This is a genomic window from Streptococcus sp. HMSC068F04, assembly GCF_001837455.1.
Classification (GTDB): domain Bacteria; phylum Bacillota; class Bacilli; order Lactobacillales; family Streptococcaceae; genus Streptococcus; species Streptococcus salivarius_D.
In genome coordinates, this window is record NZ_KV832464.1 from 17,189 (window position 1) to 34,676 (window position 17,488).

The 17,488-nt window shown below is 41.0% G+C and carries 15 protein-coding genes; 1 reads left to right on the forward strand and 14 read right to left on the reverse strand.

Annotated elements, in window-relative coordinates:
• Positions 1–27: 27 nt before the first annotated feature.
• The 4 genes from HMPREF2571_RS01835 to HMPREF2571_RS01850 all read right to left on the reverse strand — a co-directional run bounded on the left by HMPREF2571_RS01835 (position 28) and on the right by HMPREF2571_RS01850 (position 7,117).
• Positions 28–1,191: a MalY/PatB family protein gene (locus HMPREF2571_RS01835; protein ID WP_070579534.1), complete on the reverse strand. Its 1,164-nt coding sequence runs from the start codon at positions 1,189–1,191 to the stop codon at positions 28–30.
• A gap of 10 nt (positions 1,192–1,201) precedes the next feature.
• Entirely contained in the window at positions 1,202–2,296 is a 1,095-nt protein-coding gene (locus HMPREF2571_RS01840) for a cystathionine gamma-synthase (RefSeq protein ID WP_013990081.1), read from the reverse strand.
• Between the two features lie 293 nt (positions 2,297–2,589).
• Complete coding sequence (locus HMPREF2571_RS01845; protein ID WP_070847089.1) at positions 2,590–5,370, reverse strand: cation-translocating P-type ATPase; 2,781 nt, start codon at positions 5,368–5,370, stop codon at positions 2,590–2,592.
• Positions 5,371–5,485: 115 nt separating this feature from the next.
• Complete coding sequence (locus tag HMPREF2571_RS01850) at positions 5,486–7,117, reverse strand: putative polysaccharide biosynthesis protein (protein WP_070847091.1); 1,632 nt, start codon at positions 7,115–7,117, stop codon at positions 5,486–5,488.
• Positions 7,118–7,211: 94 nt separating this feature from the next.
• Here HMPREF2571_RS01850 and HMPREF2571_RS01855 point away from each other — a divergent pair, with 94 nt between their 5' ends.
• Positions 7,212–8,657 carry a UDP-N-acetylmuramoyl-L-alanyl-D-glutamate--L-lysine ligase gene (locus tag HMPREF2571_RS01855; RefSeq protein ID WP_070847093.1) on the forward strand — a complete coding sequence of 482 codons (1,446 nt, stop codon included), beginning with the start codon at positions 7,212–7,214 and terminating at the stop codon, positions 8,655–8,657.
• Positions 8,658–8,676: 19 nt separating this feature from the next.
• On the opposite strand, the gene HMPREF2571_RS01860 is transcribed toward HMPREF2571_RS01855, so the two are convergent.
• From HMPREF2571_RS01860 to tsaE, 10 genes are all read right to left on the reverse strand, one after another.
• A complete protein-coding gene (locus tag HMPREF2571_RS01860; protein WP_013990078.1) occupies positions 8,677–9,240 on the reverse strand; it encodes an LOG family protein in 564 nt (187 codons plus the stop codon).
• 64 nt (positions 9,241–9,304) lie between these two features.
• Positions 9,305–9,658 carry a 30S ribosome-binding factor RbfA gene (gene rbfA / locus HMPREF2571_RS01865; protein WP_002883798.1) on the reverse strand — a complete coding sequence of 118 codons (354 nt, stop codon included), beginning with the start codon at positions 9,656–9,658 and terminating at the stop codon, positions 9,305–9,307.
• A gap of 95 nt (positions 9,659–9,753) precedes the next feature.
• Positions 9,754–12,588 carry a translation initiation factor IF-2 gene (gene infB, locus HMPREF2571_RS01870; RefSeq protein WP_070847095.1) on the reverse strand — a complete coding sequence of 945 codons (2,835 nt, stop codon included), beginning with the start codon at positions 12,586–12,588 and terminating at the stop codon, positions 9,754–9,756.
• An 18-nt stretch (positions 12,589–12,606) separates the two neighbouring features.
• Positions 12,607–12,909, reverse strand: a complete 303-nt coding sequence (locus HMPREF2571_RS01875; RefSeq protein WP_002883776.1) for a YlxQ-related RNA-binding protein — start codon at positions 12,907–12,909, stop codon at positions 12,607–12,609.
• Entirely contained in the window at positions 12,902–13,198 is a 297-nt protein-coding gene (rnpM, locus tag HMPREF2571_RS01880) for an RNase P modulator RnpM (RefSeq protein WP_002883779.1), read from the reverse strand. The genes HMPREF2571_RS01875 and rnpM overlap by 8 nt, the downstream gene beginning before the upstream one ends.
• 20 nt (positions 13,199–13,218) lie before the next feature.
• Positions 13,219–14,418: a transcription termination factor NusA gene (nusA, locus tag HMPREF2571_RS01885; RefSeq protein ID WP_002886615.1), complete on the reverse strand. Its 1,200-nt coding sequence runs from the start codon at positions 14,416–14,418 to the stop codon at positions 13,219–13,221.
• A 65-nt stretch (positions 14,419–14,483) separates the two neighbouring features.
• Positions 14,484–14,957 carry a ribosome maturation factor RimP gene (rimP, locus tag HMPREF2571_RS01890; protein WP_002883745.1) on the reverse strand — a complete coding sequence of 158 codons (474 nt, stop codon included), beginning with the start codon at positions 14,955–14,957 and terminating at the stop codon, positions 14,484–14,486.
• 146 nt (positions 14,958–15,103) lie between these two features.
• Complete coding sequence (locus HMPREF2571_RS01895) at positions 15,104–16,357, reverse strand: glycopolymer--peptidoglycan transferase LytR (RefSeq protein ID WP_070847097.1); 1,254 nt, start codon at positions 16,355–16,357, stop codon at positions 15,104–15,106.
• Positions 16,358–16,365: 8 nt separating this feature from the next.
• A complete protein-coding gene (locus tag HMPREF2571_RS01900) occupies positions 16,366–16,887 on the reverse strand; it encodes a GNAT family N-acetyltransferase (protein ID WP_014633587.1) in 522 nt (173 codons plus the stop codon).
• Positions 16,880–17,323, reverse strand: a complete 444-nt coding sequence (tsaE, locus tag HMPREF2571_RS01905) for a tRNA (adenosine(37)-N6)-threonylcarbamoyltransferase complex ATPase subunit type 1 TsaE (protein ID WP_002883769.1) — start codon at positions 17,321–17,323, stop codon at positions 16,880–16,882. The genes HMPREF2571_RS01900 and tsaE overlap by 8 nt, the downstream gene beginning before the upstream one ends.
• Positions 17,324–17,488 lie beyond the last annotated feature (165 nt).

Sequence of the window (17,488 nt, forward strand, 5' to 3'; positions counted from 1 at the left end):
AAAGTGATGCTGTTCGCATCACTTTTATTATTTTCCAAAGACAGAAACGAGACGTTTAACTCCCTCTGCAACAACTGTAGTTGGCGTAGCTACGTTAAAGCGGAAATGTTTTTCTCCTTCGGAACCAAAAGTAATACCGTCATTTAGCACTACCTTGGCTTCTTCTTTAAGTAAACGTCCAAGTTCATTATGGTCTTGATCATAGGCTGAAAAATCAAGCCAAACCAAGTAAGTTCCCTCAGGTTTCATGACCTTGATATTGGTCTTTTCACTAAGTTCTTTGGTTAAAAGGTCAATATTAGTTTCAAAGACAGTTTTCAATTCCTCTATCCAAGGTTTCCCATAGGTCAGAGCTGCTTGAGTTGTAATCAAACCAATGGTTGGAATTTCATGTTGATTATTTGCCAATTGCTTTTGTTTAAAAGCTTTACGTAAGTCTTCATTTTCAATGATAGTAAAACTGTTTTTGGTACCAGCAATATTAAAGGTTTTAGTAGCCGAACTAAGCACCAAGGTAAAGTCCTTGTAAGCATCTGAAATGGTATTCATAGAGATGTGCTTATTCCCATATAGGGCTAAGTCTTGGTGGATTTCATCAGATACCAAGAGAACACCATGTTTCTGACACAAATCTGCTACCTTGGTCAATTCTTCTTTAGTCCAGACACGCCCACCTGGGTTATGTGGGCTACAGAAAACATAAAGTTTAACATCATTCTCGACGATATCACGTTCCAATTGTTCAAAATCAATTTCGAAATGGCCATTAACCTTAACAAGACTATTTTCAATCAACCGACGATTATTCAAACGGACCGAACGAGCAAAAGGTGGATAAACTGGTGTGTTGATGAGAACAGCATCTCCTTCTTTGGTAAAGGCTTGAATAGCTGTTGAAATGGCTGGAACAACACCTTCAATGAGAACAATACTCTCTTTATCAACGACGTAACCGTGTTGATTTTTTTCCCAATTAATGATGGACTGATAAAGCTCTTCACTTGGATAAGGATAACCAAAAATATGTGTCTCAGCATAGTTGATAACTGCATCCCTAATCTCAGGAACAGGTAGGAAGTCCATATCGGCAACCCAAAGCTCAAGTAGTTCTGGATTACTTTCGGCTTCGTGCCATTTCATGGTATTTTGATCCAAGCGATTTGGTTGTGTTGTAAAATCATAACGTGTCATAGATAACTCCTTAAAGACTAAGGGCATTTTCCAAGTCAGCAATCAAATCTTGTGCTGCTTCAATACCAATTGAAAGACGAAGCAAGTCGTCTGTCAAACCATAGGAAGCACGCACATCACTTGGAATATCTGCGTGGGTTTGTGTCGTTGGGTAGGTAATCAAACTTTCGACACCACCTAGACTCTCCGCAAAGGTAAAGACCTTTAGAGAATTGATAATGGTAGGAATCTTATCTTGATTAGCCACTTTGAAGGAAATCATACCACCCTTGCCTGGGTAGAGGACTTCCTTAACAGCTGCTGACTTTTCTAAGAAAGCTACAACTTCTTGAGCATTGGCTGTCGATGCCTCCATACGAAGTTTTAAGGTTTTAAGACCACGCATAAGCATATAGCTATCAAATGGTGACAAGGTAGGACCAGTCGTATTGAGGTTATAATAAAGTTTATCGTAGAATTCTTGGTTGCTGGTCACAACAACACCAGCCAAAACGTCATTATGCCCTGATAGGTATTTAGTAGCTGAATGTACAACGATATCAGCACCTTGAGTAATCGGGGTTTGATAGATTGGGCTATAGAAAGTATTATCAACAATAACCACCGCACCCTTGTCATGAGCAATTTTTGCCACTTTTTCAATATCAAACTCAATCATGAGTGGGTTTGTCGGTGTTTCGATGTAGACAATATCGGTATCTTCTGTAATAGCCGCAATCATCTCATCTTCTGTATTTGTGTATTCAAAAAAGAAGCGACCTTCTTTTTCCTTGTCATTAAACCAACGGAAAGAACCTCCGTAAAGGTCACGCGCAGCTACAACCTTACTGCCTACTGGGAAAATTTCAAAGGCCAAAACAATGGCGCTCATCCCTGAACTTGTTGCAATAGCATAATCTGCTTTTTCAATAGCTGCAAGTGTTTTTTCCACTGTTGCGCGTGTTGGATTTTTAGTTCGTGTATAGTCAAAACCAGTAGAATGGCCAAATTCTGGATGTTGGTAAGTTGTTGAAAAATGAATTGGTGAAGCCAAGGCTCCTGTTGCTTCATCCGAATTGATTCCTGCGTGTGCCAAAATGGTTTCTAATTGATATTCTTGTGTCATAATGTGCCCTTTCTACATGGTAAAGTGGATATGCTCCATATCTATGACCTCTATTTTATCACTATTTTCTGAAAATAATGGTAAGTTCATCATACGGATTCTTGATAGTTAGTTATAGTTTATTTCTATAACCTAAAAAGACAGATAGATACTAACTCTAATTTAAAATAAGGCCAATTTTTGAGATTATCTAAAGTAGATTTTCAAGCATCAAAAAGTGCCTGAAACATCATAGTTTCAAGCACTAAGAAATGATTTAAAAGTCTCGCTGCAATCCGAAGTAAGCTACTGACTTACTTTTTATCAAATAAGCGATATCTGATTTCTTCCAAAGCCATAATAACAAACGGACAAGCAAGTAAATAGAGCCAATCATCAAGTCCAATAGGTGCAGTGTTAAATAACGTGTAGAAGAAAGGCACGTAAGACAGGAGGATAAAGAGGACAATTTCTAAAACAATCCCTAAGCTAATAATCCGATTAGCAAATGGTTTAACTTGGAATATAGACCCTCTACCTTTACGACTATTCATAGCCATACCAATTTGGGTAAAGATAATAGCTCCTAATGTCATGGTAGTTGCCTCTCGGTAGAGAGGACCTGAGCTAGCCAAATGGTTTAAGTTCCCTTGATTAACCCAATAATTAAGGAAGAAAGCCCCCATAGCTAAGGCTGCTTCAATCAGTCCATACCAGACAAAAGCTTTAATCAATAGTTGGCGATTGAGTAAGCGGTCTGATAAACGTCTTGGTGGCTTATCCATCACTCCTTCTTCAGGTGGTTCAACCCCCAATCCCAAAGCAGGTACCATATCTGTCCCCAAGTCAATAGCTAGGATTTGCATAACCGTTAAGGGAAGAGGTATGCGTCCCAAAGAGAACAAGAAGAAAGCAGAGGGTACAGCTTCAGGTGTATTGGAATTAAAAATATAAGTCAGGAATTTTTGAATATTTCTATAAACCGCACGACCTTCTTCAACAGCATGTACAATCGAAACAAAATGATCATCTGTTAAGATCATATCCGCAGATTCCTTGGCAACATCGGTTCCCGATACCCCCATAGCTACACCGATATCAGCTTTTTTAAGGGCAGGGGCATCATTAACACCATCACCAGTAACAGCGACAACCTCACCAAGCTCCTGAAGTGCATTGACCACACGGTATTTCTGTTCAGGCGCTACACGAGCAAAAACAATTTCCCCTTTAAGCGCTTCTTTGAGCTGGTCGTCATCCATGGCAGCTAGTTCAAGGCCTGAAACAACACGCGCATCATCACCTTGTACAATTCCGATTTTCTTGGCAATGCTAAGAGCTGTCAAACCATAGTCACCTGTCACCATGATAATACGAATACTGGCTCTATGGCATTTTTCAATAGCCTCTCGCACCCCCTGACGTGGCGGATCACTCATGGCAACTAAACCTAGAAAGACCATATTGTCCTCCAGGGTCTGCATGTCCCACCGGTCTTCTCCAATATGCTCGCTATCTAAAGGTCTATAGGCCACAGCTAAAACACGTAGACCATCACGGGCAAACTTATCATTAGCCGCAAGGATAGCCTGACGCTCAGTAGCTGTCAATGATTTAATCATCCCTTGATTATCATAGTAATCTGAGCAAAGCTCCATCACTTCTTTTGGAGCACCTTTGGTGATAGATATATGATAACTACCATCCAATCCTGACTCAAGCTTATGCACTGTTGTCATCCGTTTACGATCAGAATCGAAGGGAATTTCCTTGATTCGAGGGGCCCAAGTATGATTGTCATTTAAATTTATTCTTGCTTTTTCGGCGAGAACATTAAGACAAGCCTCAGTTGGATCACCTAAAATCGTATAATTGGGATTATCAGCACTAGGAGCTACAACTTGAGCATTACTAGCCAAATGTGAGAATCGGACCAAACGATTAAGGAGCTCATTTTCTTCAAGAGAAACAGGTTGTCCTTCCTGCTCAATCTGCCCTTCCGGTGCGTAACCTAGCCCAGTTACCCCATAACTGTCTGACAAGGTCCACAGGTGGTTAACCGTCATAGCATTTTGCGTCAAAGTCCCTGTTTTATCCGAACAAATAACAGAAGTTGCTCCTAGCGTCTCTACCGAAGACAACTTCTTAACCAAAGCATGATCCTTAGCCATACGCTGAACTGCCATGGCTAGAGAGAGAGTAACTGTGGGAAGAAGTCCCTCTGGAATAAAGGCCACAATCATCCCCAATGCAAAAATAAAGGCTTGAGACAAAGGCTGATGGACAAATAGAGTCGCTGCCACCATAAAGAAGAGACCTACAGATACTGCGATGACCGAAATCTGTTTGGTTAAATGGTCTAGTTCCTTTTGCAGTGGACTTTTTTCCTGAGCTAGGTTTTGCGTCAAGTCTGCAATTTGTCCAAACTCAGTTTTCATACCGATAGCAGATACTATAAAATGTCCAGAACCAGAAGAGACTGTCGTCCCTGCAAATACCATATTGTCATATTCTAACTCAGTCTTGTTGGGAGTCAAATCTGCTTGATCTGACTTATAAATAGGATTAGACTCACCAGTGAGGGCCGATTGATTAACCTGCAAATCTGTCACAGCGACTAAGCGTCCGTCTGCAGAAATACGGTCTCCTTCTTCAATGAAAACCAAGTCACCTGGCACCAAGTCTTGAGCTAGAATCTTGTCCTCCTTACCATCACGAAGAACTCGCGCATAGGATGGAAGAAGCTTGTTAAGAGCTGCCGTAGCCTGACTTGCTCTATATTCTTGAATAAAGCTAAAGAGACCATTAATAATGTTGACCAACCAAATTGCAATCCCCAACTCTAAGCTATGAGAGAGCATAGCGATAAAGCCACCAGCCCACAATAAGAGAGCCATGAGACTAGTAAAATGTCTGAAAAAGGTCAGCCAAATAGGCTCCGTCTTACTTTCCTTCAATTGGTTAGGTCCATAAGTCGCCTGCCTCTCCTTAACCTCTTGTGAGCTCAAACCTTGACGGCTTGTCTGCAAGACTTGGTAAACTTGTTCAGGAGGATAGGTCCCTAATTTTATCTTTTCTTGTCTAGAATCAGTCATAGTCCTTTCCTCGATTCTAAATCATTAAAACGATTTCATTTTTTCACCACTATTATACTCCTTTTTCAGAAAATATTGAAAAGAAAAAACCAAGCCACACGACTTGGTTTAAATCTTATTTAATATGTAATTTAGCACGTAGGCTAGCTGCTCGGGTGCCAAGCAATTGGTCAGCCATACGAGTTACAAGAGCAAGAATGCCATAGACACCGATTCCAAGGCCTCCTCCAATGACCAAGTAAATCACACTGCCCACACGGCTTGTTGGTGAAAGTACAAACTGGAACACCCCATAGAAGACTGCAACTGGAATAGCCATGAGCACTGTAAGGATACAGATGAGTAAGGCTTTTCTAAACACTGTCTTACGACTAAAGTGCGTAACAGTGTGGAGGTGATTATACATGAGAGCAATCGGAACACCTAAACCGATGGCTGTTGAAATAACTGGTCCAAGAGCTCCTAGGAAAATAATCAATGGTAACTGTAAGATTCCCTTAACTAAAACCCCAATCGCAAAATAGTTGATAGCTTTACGGGTTTCGAAGATTGCCTGAAGCATAGGTGCTAAAACGCTATACAAGGCCAAGAAAATAACTTGAATCAGACTGGCTACAAAGAGCAAGTGGGCCTGGCTATCTGGTGCCCCGTAAAAAACTGTGTAGAGTGGTTTAGCCAGAATCACTGATCCTGCAATGGCAGGTACAATAAAGAGCAAAAGCAACTGTAGGTTATTGATAATTAGTTTAGCCGCTCCCTTCAAATCCTTCTTAACCATATTTTCTGTCAGGAGTGGGATGCCGACCCCAGCAATAGAAAGGGCAACGGCAATCAAGATCATGGTAATTTTACTCGGGTTTGAAGATAAGTAAGCATATAAAACCTGTAGCTGACTGTTACTATAGCTTGTGAACCGCTCCATAGTACGGATAAAGGTCCATTGATCAATGAGTTGGAAAAGTTGAATGGCTGAGCCAGTAATAATAAAGGGAATGGCTTCCTTAAAGGTTTCAATAACAATTGCAGTCGGATTGATATCTGGATGAACAGCCTGCTTGCCAAAAAGACTCTTGAGCTTGCCCTCCTTCCAAAGGTAGAAGAAAAGCACCCCATAACTAGCCAACATACCGATGAAAGCAGCAAAAGTCGATTGGACAACTGCTGTCACATAATCGCCTGTCCCAATTTTCATGATGAAGAAGGTCGCCAACAGCATCCAAATAACACGGATAATCTGCTCCGCAATCTGACTTAAAGCATAAGGCTTCATGTTGTTAAAGCCTTGGAAAAAGCCTCGTAAAACAGACATAGATGGGAAAATAACAACTGCCCAAGAAAGACTACGCATTACGCGAACCAGATTCTCGTCTCCCCCAGAAAGGTAAGACATCCACGGCGAAGCAAAGTACATGAAAACGCCAAAAATCAATCCGAGACCAATCATGTAATACAAGATACGCTTGAGTAAGAAGAAACTCGTCTCCATCTTTCCAAGAGTGTTGTATTTAGACACCTGTTTGGCAATTGCGACTGGAATCCCTGCTGTAGAAATCAAAAGGAAAAGGGCATAAATGTTATACCCTTGACCAAAGAGGGCATTGGCTTGGTCACCTTGTTTACCCATCCAAGCATACCAAGGAATAATATAAAGTGCCCCTAATAGACGACTGATAATATTGGATGCTGTCATCCACGCCGTCCCTCTTAGCATCTGCTGCTGCTGTGTGTCAGTTTTAGTTTCAGTCATAACTTTCTTTCTAGAGAATAAAATATAATCTAGTTTATTATAAACTTTTGGCTGTGACTTGTAAAACAAGAACATTAAGGCTAAAATAGGAACTATGATTACTATTGAACAAGTTCTAGAGGTTCTTAAAAAGGACCATAATTTTAGAGATATTATCGACCAAGACAACTACTACTATTCATGGACTGGGGTGACTTTTGATCATCTTTCTTATGATAGTCGTGATGTCACACCATCGTCCCTCTTCTTTGCCAAAGGAGCTGCTTTCAAGCCTGAATTTTTAGAGAATGCTGTCAAAGCTGGCTTGCGTTTCTACGTGGCTGAGAAAGATTATCAAGTGGGAATACCTGCCATTATCGTATCAGATATTAAGCAGGCTATGAGCCTCGTTGCTCAGGCCTTCTACCAATACCCTCAAGACAAGCTTAAATTACTGGCTTTTACTGGGACAAAAGGGAAAACAACAGCAGCCTACTTTGCCTTCAATATTCTCAAGCAAAGTCATAAACCTGCTATGCTTTCAACCATGAACACGACACTAGACGGAAAAAACTTCTTCAAGTCTACCTTAACAACACCTGAAAGTTTGGACCTTTTCCGTATGATGGCTGAAGCTGTTGCTAATGGCATGACCCATCTGATTATGGAAGTCTCAAGTCAAGCTTATCTGACAAAGCGTGTCTATGGATTGACTTTTGATGTAGGTGTCTTTCTTAACATCAGCCCAGACCACATTGGGCCTATTGAACATCCAACCTTTGAAGACTACTTCTACCATAAGCGCCTCCTCTTGGAAAACAGTCGAGTTGTTATCGTCAATAGCGGTATGGATCACTTTGCTTTTATCGCTGAGGAAGTTGCGGATAAAGAGCATGACTTCTATGGTAAAAACTCCGACAATGCTGTTAAACATGGCTCAGGTTTTAGCTTTAAGGCAAGTGGGAAATTAGCTGGTGACTATGATATCCAACTTATCGGTGACTTTAACCAGGATAATGCTATGGCTGCTGGTCTGGCCTGCCTACGTCTCGGAGCTAGCCTTCAAGACATCAAGGAAGGAATCGCTCAAACCTCTGTTCCAGGGCGTATGGAGGTTCTAACCCAAACTAATGGGGCTAAGACATTTGTTGACTATGCTCACAATGGGGATAGCCTAAATAAGCTCTTACAAGTCGTAACTAGCCATCAAGATGGTTGTATTAGTTTAATTCTAGGAGCTCCTGGAAATAAGGGTGAAAGTCGTCGTAAAGACTTTGGGCATGTCCTCAATACCTACCCTGATGTTGATGTCATCCTAACAGCTGATGATCCTAACAAGGAAGATCCTCTTGCTATCTGTCAGGAAATTGCTAGCCACATCAGTCGCGAGGTTCGTATCATTGTTGATCGAGAGGAAGCTATTAAAACAGCAATGTCTGAGACTACAGACTCCAAAGACGCTGTGGTTATCGCTGGTAAAGGTGCCGATGCCTTCCAGATCGTAAATGGTAAACGTGATAACTATGCTGGCGATATTGAAGTCGCTAAGAAATATTTGTAAAGATTTAATTAAAGCAACACTACCGATAACGTCTCAATTGAGGTGGTTCATAAGACTGGACGAAAGCTTCAATTTCTGAAAAATCATCTGTAAAGAGGAATTTTGCTGCTGTTTCAGCCTCCAAAAAATCATGAGTAACCATGGTATCTAACATCATTTTCATAGCATCATAATAGCCATTGAGATTGAAGAAAACACAGGGTTTGTCCAACTTACCGACTCGAGCAGCTGCAATAGCTTCAGAGATTTCTTCCAGTGTCCCTAGACCTCCTGGAAGTGCGATAAAGAGATCTCCTTGCTCTAGCATAGCAGTCTTTCGTTCTGCCATAGTTTCTACTATCGTCATTGAGGTTAACCCCTCATAAGCTATCTCCCTATCTTTGAGGAATTGTGGCATAATCCCATGAGCCTGTCCACCATTTTCCAAAATCGTATCACCAAGAACTCCCATAAGTCCCATCTTACTGCCACCATAGACTAGAGTATGCCCATTTTTAGCAATCCACTGACCCAAGGCAATTGTTGCTTTCTTAAAGCTAGGACTGTCACCCATATTAGCTCCCAAATAGACCGTTATTTTCATTGAAGTCCTCCTTTTTATTCTATTATAACGCAAAATTCCTGCCATAACTGACAGGAATTTTTTCTTAGTCTTTACGCTCCAAATTACGAAGCATTTCATCAATTTTATTACCGTATTCGATAGACTCATCCTTAATGAAGGTCAAATCCGGAATCTTATACATGGTCAATTTTTTACCAAGTTCACGCTTGATTGTCCCAGTAGCCTTTTCAAGACCAGTTTGTGCTTTTTGGTTATCTGAGGCCAAGGTTGAATGAATAGTGTAAAAAATCTTAGCAGCTGACAAATCGCCTAGCATTTGCACATCTGTGATAGTGACATCTTGCACACGTGGGTCACGAACTTTCTTTTGAAGAATTTCATTGACCTCACGTTTGATTTCCATACCAACACGGTCTACACGAAATGAATTTCCCATAGTCTCATCCTTTCTCTCTTATTATGATGGAACAAAAGCCAGGCCAGATGACCTAGCTTTGTCTCCTAAGTAAGCTTTCTTAAAAGCTAACAAAATTAACGTTTAATTTCTTCCATAATGTAAGCTTCGATAACGTCATCAACTTTAATATCGTTATAGTTTTCAATCATCAAACCACCCTCTTGAGCGTTTCCGACTTCTTTAACGTCATCTTTAAAGTGTTTCAAGCTTGCCAATTTACCATCAAAAATAACGACACCATCACGAATCACACGGGCACTTGAATCACGAGTGATTTTACCACTAGTAACCATGAACCCACCGATTGTTCCGACTTTAGAAACTTTGAAGGTTTCACGGATAATAGCTTCACCAATGACTTTTTCTTCAAATTCAGGATCAAGCATCCCTTTCATGGCATCTTCGATTTCTTCGATAACCTTGTAGATGATGCTGTGAAGACGAATTTCAACTTCATCAGTTTCCGCTTGTTGACGTGCTTGTGGTGTAGGACGAACGTTAAATCCGATAACAACAGCATCTGAAGCTTCCGCAAGAGTAATATCAGATTCGTTGATAGCACCTACTGCTGAGTGAACAACATTAACACGAACACCCTCAACATCAATCTTAAGAAGTGATGCTGCCAAGGCTTCAACAGAACCTTGTACGTCGGCCTTGATGATAACATTAACAGTCTTCAATTCACCAGCTTTAAGGGTATCAAAGAGGTTATCAAGACTAACACGATGTGTTTGTTGACGTTGTTTCATAAGGGCACGTTTGGCACGTTCTTCACCGGCTGCACGAGCTGCTTTTTCATCTTCATAAACGGCAAAATGGTCACCCGCCATAGGCGCTTCGTTCAAACCAGTAATTGAAACTGGTGTTGACGGTGCTGCAGTCTTAATACGACGACCAAGGTCATTGGTCATAGCACGGACACGTCCGAAGGTATTACCAACAACGATTGGGTCTTGAACATGCAAAGTACCTTGTTGAACAAGGAGGGTTGCAACCGCACCTTTACCTTTATCCAAACGCGCTTCAATAACGGTACCGATGGCACGAACTGTTGGGTCAGCTTTAAGTTCTTCCACTTCAGCCACAAGAAGAACTGTTTCAAGCAATTCTTCAATATTTTGACCAAACTTCGCTGAAATTTCAACGAATTCGCTATCCCCACCCCATGCAGTTGAGATAACGCCATGCTCTGCCAATTCACCGATTACACGCTCTGGGTTAGCACCTGGTTTATCAATCTTGTTAATCGCAACAATGATTGGAACACCAGCAGCCTTAGAGTGGTTGATGGCTTCAATAGTTTGTGGCATAACACCGTCATCCGCAGCGACAATCAAGATAGTAATATCTGTAACAGAAGCACCACGGGCACGCATAGATGTAAAGGCTGCGTGTCCTGGAGTATCAAGGAAGGTGATTTTCTTACCACCCTCTTCAATTTGGTAGGCACCAATATGCTGTGTGATTCCACCAGCTTCTCCAGTCGCAACACGTGAGTTACGAAGGGTATCAAGAAGGGTTGTTTTACCATGGTCAACGTGTCCCATGATAGTAACAACTGGTGCACGTTCTACCATAGCATCTTTATTGAGGTAGTCTTCGTCAACAAAGAAACGTTCGATATCAGCATTATCGACTTCTTCTTTCTTGGTTGCCTCAATACCGTAGTCAACCATCAACAACTCAATAGTATCCCCATCAAGAGATTGGTTTTGAGTTGCCATAACGCCCATCATGAAGAGTTTCTTAACGATTTCAGCTGGCTCACGTTTAATACGTTTTGCGATTTCTGCAACCGTCATACCTTCAGTGTATTCAAATTCTTTTGGTAATTCATGGAATTTACGCTCTGTTACTGGTTTTGGAGCTGAATTACCACGGTTATTTTTACCTTTTTTATTTTTGTTTTTATTCCAGTTACTATTTCGTTGATTTCTCACTTGGTTTTGATTATTCCACTTATTATTTCTTGTTTGCTTAGGTCCATCTTCATTCTCGCGACGATTATCACGTGATTTATCTGGACGTGCCTTTTTACGACGTGTATCTTGTGCTTGCGCAGCTGGAGCTGGTTGAGCAGCCGGTGCTGGTTTGGGAGCTGGCTTAGCTTCAGCAACTGCTTTTTGAGCAGCGACTTCAGCCTGTTGTTTTTCTTTTCTTGCCTTTTCCTGCTCTTTCGCACGGCGTTGCTCTGCAGCTTTTTCTTCACGGAAGCGTGTTTCACTTTGACGTGAATATTCTGCATTTTGCTCTGCTTTCAAGGCTGCTGCACGCGCTTTAAAGTCAATACGTGGACCTGCCTGATTGTTGCGGGCAGCATCGTTACGTTTATTTCGACCTTGATCATTGCGCTGTTTACCTTGGAAATTACGGTCACGATTACTATTGTTATCGCGGTTTCCATTGTTACGGTTGCCTTGACCATTTCCATTTTGGTTGCGACGATCATTATTCTGACGTTTACCTTGATCGTTTCCTTGTTGATTTCGGTTACGATTACGGTTGTCACGGCCTCCGCCGTTCTGACGACGCTCTGCTTCTGCCTTGGCACGTGCTTCACGTTCTGCCTTAAAATTACGGCTTTGTGGTTTTTTTGGAGTCGCAGGGGCTTCTTTGACTTCAGCCTTTGATGCTTCTTTAGCTGGAGCTGATTTGGCAACAGGTGCCTTATCAACCTTAGGCGCTACCTTTTCCTCTTTAGGAGTTGGTGCCGCTTTAGGAGCTGGCTTGCTTTCAGCCTTAGCTGTTCCCCCTTTTAAACTTGAAGTGATACGATTAGCATCAGCTTCTTCAACTGATGAGGAGTGGCTCTTCACAGAAAGACCAAGTTCTTGAGCTTTTGCAACAACAACCTTGCTTTCTACACCAACCTCTTTTGCGATTTCATATAATCGTTTCTTTGACACGTGATGTCCTCCTATTCTTTAGTCCATAAGAGTCCTCATTTTCTTTGAAAATCCAGCATCAACTACAGCAACCGTTTTTCTTGGTTTACCAATAGCCATGCTTAATTCCAGTGCGTTAAACACTGTGGAGACTTCTATATTATAGTAGTTACATTTATCAGTCGTCTTTTTAGTCACGTTACTACCAGCATCGTTGGCAAGAAAAACTAGTCTCGCCTGTCCTGATTGAACTGCCTTGATGACAAGTTCTTCGCCAGAAATAAGTTTTCCGGCTCTTTGTGCTAGTCCCAACATATTTGACAATTTTTCTGTGTTATTCAAGACCTAACTCTCTTCTTTTGACCTTGTGATCCACATAAGCAATGAGTTCATCATAAAAACTTTCAGGAACATCCATGGAGAAACTATGGTTAAAAGCACGTTTCTTTTTAGCTTGGAGAGCTTCTTCATTATCTAATTTAATGTAAGCACCTCGGCCATTTTTCTTTCCTGTTGGATCAATGAAAATCTCACCATCTTTAGTTTTTACAATGCGGAGCAAATCACGTTTATCAATGATTTCTCCTGAGACAACTGATTTGCGTAAAGGTATTTTTCGTGTTTTAGCCATCAAACACCTCTATGTTCTTCTTATTCTGCTTCTGTTGTTTCAGTTACTTCTTCTGTTGTGACTTCAACAGGTGTAGCATCTTCTGCAACAATCTCGTCAACAACTTCCTCAGTAGCAGCCTCAGCTTTTTCAGCTTCGAGTGCTTCATATTCAGAAGCTGACTTGATGTCAATACGGTAACCAGTCAAATGAGCTGCCAAACGAACGTTTTGTCCACGACGACCAATTGCAAGAGATAATTTGTTATCTGGTACAACTACTGTCGCACGTTTGCTATCATCTTCGTCAAAGAGAACATAGTCCACTTCAGCCGGTGCAATAGCATTGTAGATAAATTCAGCTGGATCTTCAACCCATTGAATAACGTCAATATTTTCCTCAACAGGAACTTCAATTCCCGTCTTAGCATCCAAACGTGTTGGGTGGAAACGGCTGACAACTTTCTTGATGTTGCTTCCACCACGACCAACGATAGTACCAATAGCATCAACGTTAGGGTTATGACTGCGAACAGCAACTTTGGTACGATCACCAGCTTCACGAGACACGCTCATGATCTCTACAGTTCCATCAAATACTTCAGGAATTTCTTGTTCCATGATACGTTTGATGAATTCTGGATGGCTACGGCTTACAAAGACGTTAACACCTTTAGGGTTGTTTTCAACTTTATAAACATAAACATCGATGACGTCGTGTGACTTAAAGCTTTCGCCAGGAATTTGGTCTTGGCGTGACAATTGAGCTTCGAGCGTTCCAAGATTCACATAAATGAAACGTTGGTCAAAACGTTCAACTGTTCCTTGCATGATTTCACCTTCATGTTGCTTATAGTCATTATAAGTAATTTCACGCATCTGCTTGCGCATCTTTTCCATAATGGTTTGTTTGGCAGATTGCGCTGCGACACGGCCAAATTCATCGACTGACTCTTCAAAACGAATCTTGTCACCAAGCTCGTAGGCAGAGCTGATAGCAAGGGCATCTTTCAAGCTAATTTCCAAACGACTATCAAAGACTTCATCTACAACTTCACGAACAGTATAAACTTGAAAATCACCTGTTTTTTCATTGAATTCAACTACAGCTGATTCTGACTGACCATAACGACGCTTGTAGGCTGACTTAAGCGATTCAACCACAGCATCGATGATATCTTCCTTGTTAATGTGTTTTTCTTCTTCCAAGACACGGAAGGCTTCTAGCATTTCTTTGCTCATATTCTTTGTTGTTTTAGCCTCTAAAGGCTAAAACTGGCATCCTTTCTTTATTTACACTAAGAGTTTTAGAGTTTGACTGCCAAACGAGCTTTAGCAACTGTTTGATAGGGAATCTCAACAGTTTTATGGCGAGTCTTATCAAGGTAATCAATTGTTAGGGTTTCCCCATCAAAGGCCACCAAGTCACCTTGGAAAATCTTGATCTTATCAATAGCCTTGTAAAGACTAACATTGATATATTGACCAACAGCATTTGTCAAAGCTTCTTTGGTTTTTAAGGGACGCTCTAACCCTGGACTAGAAACTTCCAGCATGTATTGATCCGGGAAAGGATCAGGCTGAATAGTATCCAAGAGGGGACTGATAATTTCAGTCAAGTCTGCAGTATCTTCTACAGTAATACCTCCTGGCTTATCAATCAAAACTGACAAGACATAGTCACCGCCAAGCTTTTCGTACTCGATATCGACCAGTTCGTATGGCTCAGGAATAGCTGGAGCTACGACTGCCGTCACGAGATCAATAATTTTTTGCGACATTATGACCTCCTTACACACACAAGAGACGAAGTTTCTACTCCGCCTCTCTTTCGTTATTTTCCTATATTATAGCATAGCTCAAAAGCCATTGCAAGGAATAACCATATCATTTCAAAGCAAAAAGGTTGGGAATCACCCAACCTTATTTATTGCGCCGCTGGAACAGTGCTGTAAGTAGTCACACCCGATCCATTATTATTGTATGTAGGGGTTGTCGTACCTTGTTCCTGAACATAATTACCAGTGTTTTCACTATAGTTATTGCTATAGGTAGTGCCTCCATTGTAGGTACTTACCGATCCACCACCTGCTGCCTCAGATGGCCAGGCCTCATAATTTGAAGATACTTCACTCGAAGCCACACTTCCTTTGGAATTAACAAAATCATCTGAGCCATAGTTAGAGCTACCAGAACCATAGAGAACCAAACTAGTCTTAAGATTAGATTCAGAGACTTTTTTCTTACCAACTTCCTTCTTGATACGATTTTGCACCTTAAGAATATCCTCAGTGGAGGCTACTTGATAGCTTCCTCCATTGATCATGGCATCCGAACCGGCCAATTGGTATGATTTAATATTTTTAAGGGCATCACTATAACCCATCAAGCTACGCAAAGTATTGGTATCACCAAGATCGATACTTGTCTGAACATTAGAACTTACAGCCGATAAAATTTTCTTGTAAGAACCAATAGAGTCCATCTTCAAGAGCTTAGCTACAACTTTTTGAATAACCTCACGTTGACGTTTTTGGCGACCATAGTCACCATCAGGGTCATCGTAACGCATACGTGAATAGACTAAAGCTTGCTCACCGTTGATTTTATGGGTTCCAGGCTCAACTTTTGCTTGAAATTCTGGTTCATTTTCTGCAATCGAAATTGGAAAATCAAAATGATTCGTTACCTCAATACCACCAACAGCATCTACCAAATCAATCATACCCTGCATATTAATCAGTGCATAATAGTCAATATCAATATCTAAAACCTTTTGAATGGTTGAAATAGCCAAGTCAGCACCACCCTCAGCATATGCTGAATTTAGTTTTGCTTCACCTGACCCCTCAATATCTGTCAAAAGGTCACGTTCCAAACTGGTCATGGTTGTTTTCTTAGTCTTAGGATTCACTGTTACCAAAATCATGGTATCAGAGTTTCCTTCCCAGGTTTCCTTACGTTCTTTGGATCCTGTATCTACCCCCATCAAGAGAATAGTTATAGGCTTAGTCTGTTGAATAGCCTTACTATTCCCAGAAATTGCTTTAGAAGTCCTAAACGTTTTTGACAATTCGCCTGTGGCGTAATTATAAGTTGTCGTTAGGTAAATACCAGCAGCTACTACTGTCGTTGCAAAAATCGCCAACAACATCAATAAAATTTTTCGTCCAAGTTTCATGTTTTTTCCTAATCTATGAGTTTAGCCATAAGGTAAACATCTAGAAATTCTCCATTTTTAGTTCTTGCACCACGTTTCTTAGTGCCTTCAATGTCAAAGCCAAATTTTTGATAGAGATGAACCGCACGCTCATTACGTGCTTGAACCGTCAACTCTAAGCGACGGATAGCTGGGGTATGATCTGCCCAGTCAATCATTGTTTCCATAAGAAACTGGCCAACACCATTCCCCCAGTAGGGTTTAGAAACCGCAATAAATACGTCACCAATATGACTGGTCTTAGTATCTTGATCCGAGGTAACATTACAAACACCTATGACCTCATGACCCAATTTCGCCACCAAACAAATCTCATTAAGCCTATGTTGATGACCTTCAATATAAGTGGCTAACTGTTCAGCACTCAGTATAGAACTTCTATCATCTTGTGCTAGAAAATCCGATTCTAAGGCTACAGTCTCTAGTAAACGAGCTAGAGAGGCAGCATCCTCTCTTTGGGCTTCCTCAATGACTAATTCTTGCTCAGCCATTTACCATTGCCTCCTGAATCTCCTTACTTCTAGGACCGAAAGATTCAAAAAGCAACTGACGTCCATCTCCATGATGAGATATCGAAATTAGGAGATAATCACCTAACAGACTCTCATCTAGGAGCTCACCCCACTCGATGATTGTCACACCTTCACCATACAGAAAATCATCCAAATCAATAGAATCTGGATCATCACCAATGCGGTAGACATCTAAATGATAGAGTGGCACTCGCCCCTCATACTCCCTTACAATAGTATAGGTTGGACTCTTTATCATCTGTGAAATATCCAAACCTTTGGCAATTCCCTTGGTTAAGGTTGTTTTGCCAGCTCCCAGATCACCTGAGAGAACAATTATATCTCCAGAATCGAGCAGTCGACCTAGCTTTTGACCGATACTAATCAATTCTTCTTCATTTTGACTGTAAATCATGTTCTCATTATATCAAAAAATAAAAATATGGACTAGAATCCACTGTAAAAATACAGTAGAAACTTATAAATATTGAATCATTTAAGTAAGAAATTAAGATGTGTATTTTAATTTTTAATTTATTTTGGGCACGCTAAACACTCATAGATTAGAAATGTTTTTGTA

What these genes read in the sequence shown, in the direction of transcription:
- nusA (WP_002886615.1), bottom strand. Translation starts at nt 14,418, where the DNA reads ATGAGCAAAGAAATGCTAGAAGCCTTCCGTGTCTTGGAAGAAGAAAAA.
- tsaE (WP_002883769.1), bottom strand. Translation starts at nt 17,323, where the DNA reads ATGATTTACAGTCAAAATGAAGAAGAATTGATTAGTATCGGTCAAAAG.
- HMPREF2571_RS01895 (WP_070847097.1), bottom strand. Translation starts at nt 16,357, where the DNA reads ATGAAACTTGGACGAAAAATTTTATTGATGTTGTTGGCGATTTTTGCA.
- HMPREF2571_RS01900 (WP_014633587.1), bottom strand. Translation starts at nt 16,887, where the DNA reads ATGGCTGAGCAAGAATTAGTCATTGAGGAAGCCCAAAGAGAGGATGCT.
- HMPREF2571_RS01835 (WP_070579534.1), bottom strand. Translation starts at nt 1,191, where the DNA reads ATGACACGTTATGATTTTACAACACAACCAAATCGCTTGGATCAAAAT.
- HMPREF2571_RS01855 (WP_070847093.1), top strand. Translation starts at nt 7,212, where the DNA reads ATGATTACTATTGAACAAGTTCTAGAGGTTCTTAAAAAGGACCATAAT.
- HMPREF2571_RS01840 (WP_013990081.1), bottom strand. Translation starts at nt 2,296, where the DNA reads ATGACACAAGAATATCAATTAGAAACCATTTTGGCACACGCAGGAATC.
- HMPREF2571_RS01850 (WP_070847091.1), bottom strand. Translation starts at nt 7,117, where the DNA reads ATGACTGAAACTAAAACTGACACACAGCAGCAGCAGATGCTAAGAGGG.
- rbfA (WP_002883798.1), bottom strand. Translation starts at nt 9,658, where the DNA reads ATGGGAAATTCATTTCGTGTAGACCGTGTTGGTATGGAAATCAAACGT.
- HMPREF2571_RS01845 (WP_070847089.1), bottom strand. Translation starts at nt 5,370, where the DNA reads ATGACTGATTCTAGACAAGAAAAGATAAAATTAGGGACCTATCCTCCT.
- rnpM (WP_002883779.1), bottom strand. Translation starts at nt 13,198, where the DNA reads ATGGCTAAAACACGAAAAATACCTTTACGCAAATCAGTTGTCTCAGGA.
- rimP (WP_002883745.1), bottom strand. Translation starts at nt 14,957, where the DNA reads ATGTCGCAAAAAATTATTGATCTCGTGACGGCAGTCGTAGCTCCAGCT.
- HMPREF2571_RS01860 (WP_013990078.1), bottom strand. Translation starts at nt 9,240, where the DNA reads ATGAAAATAACGGTCTATTTGGGAGCTAATATGGGTGACAGTCCTAGC.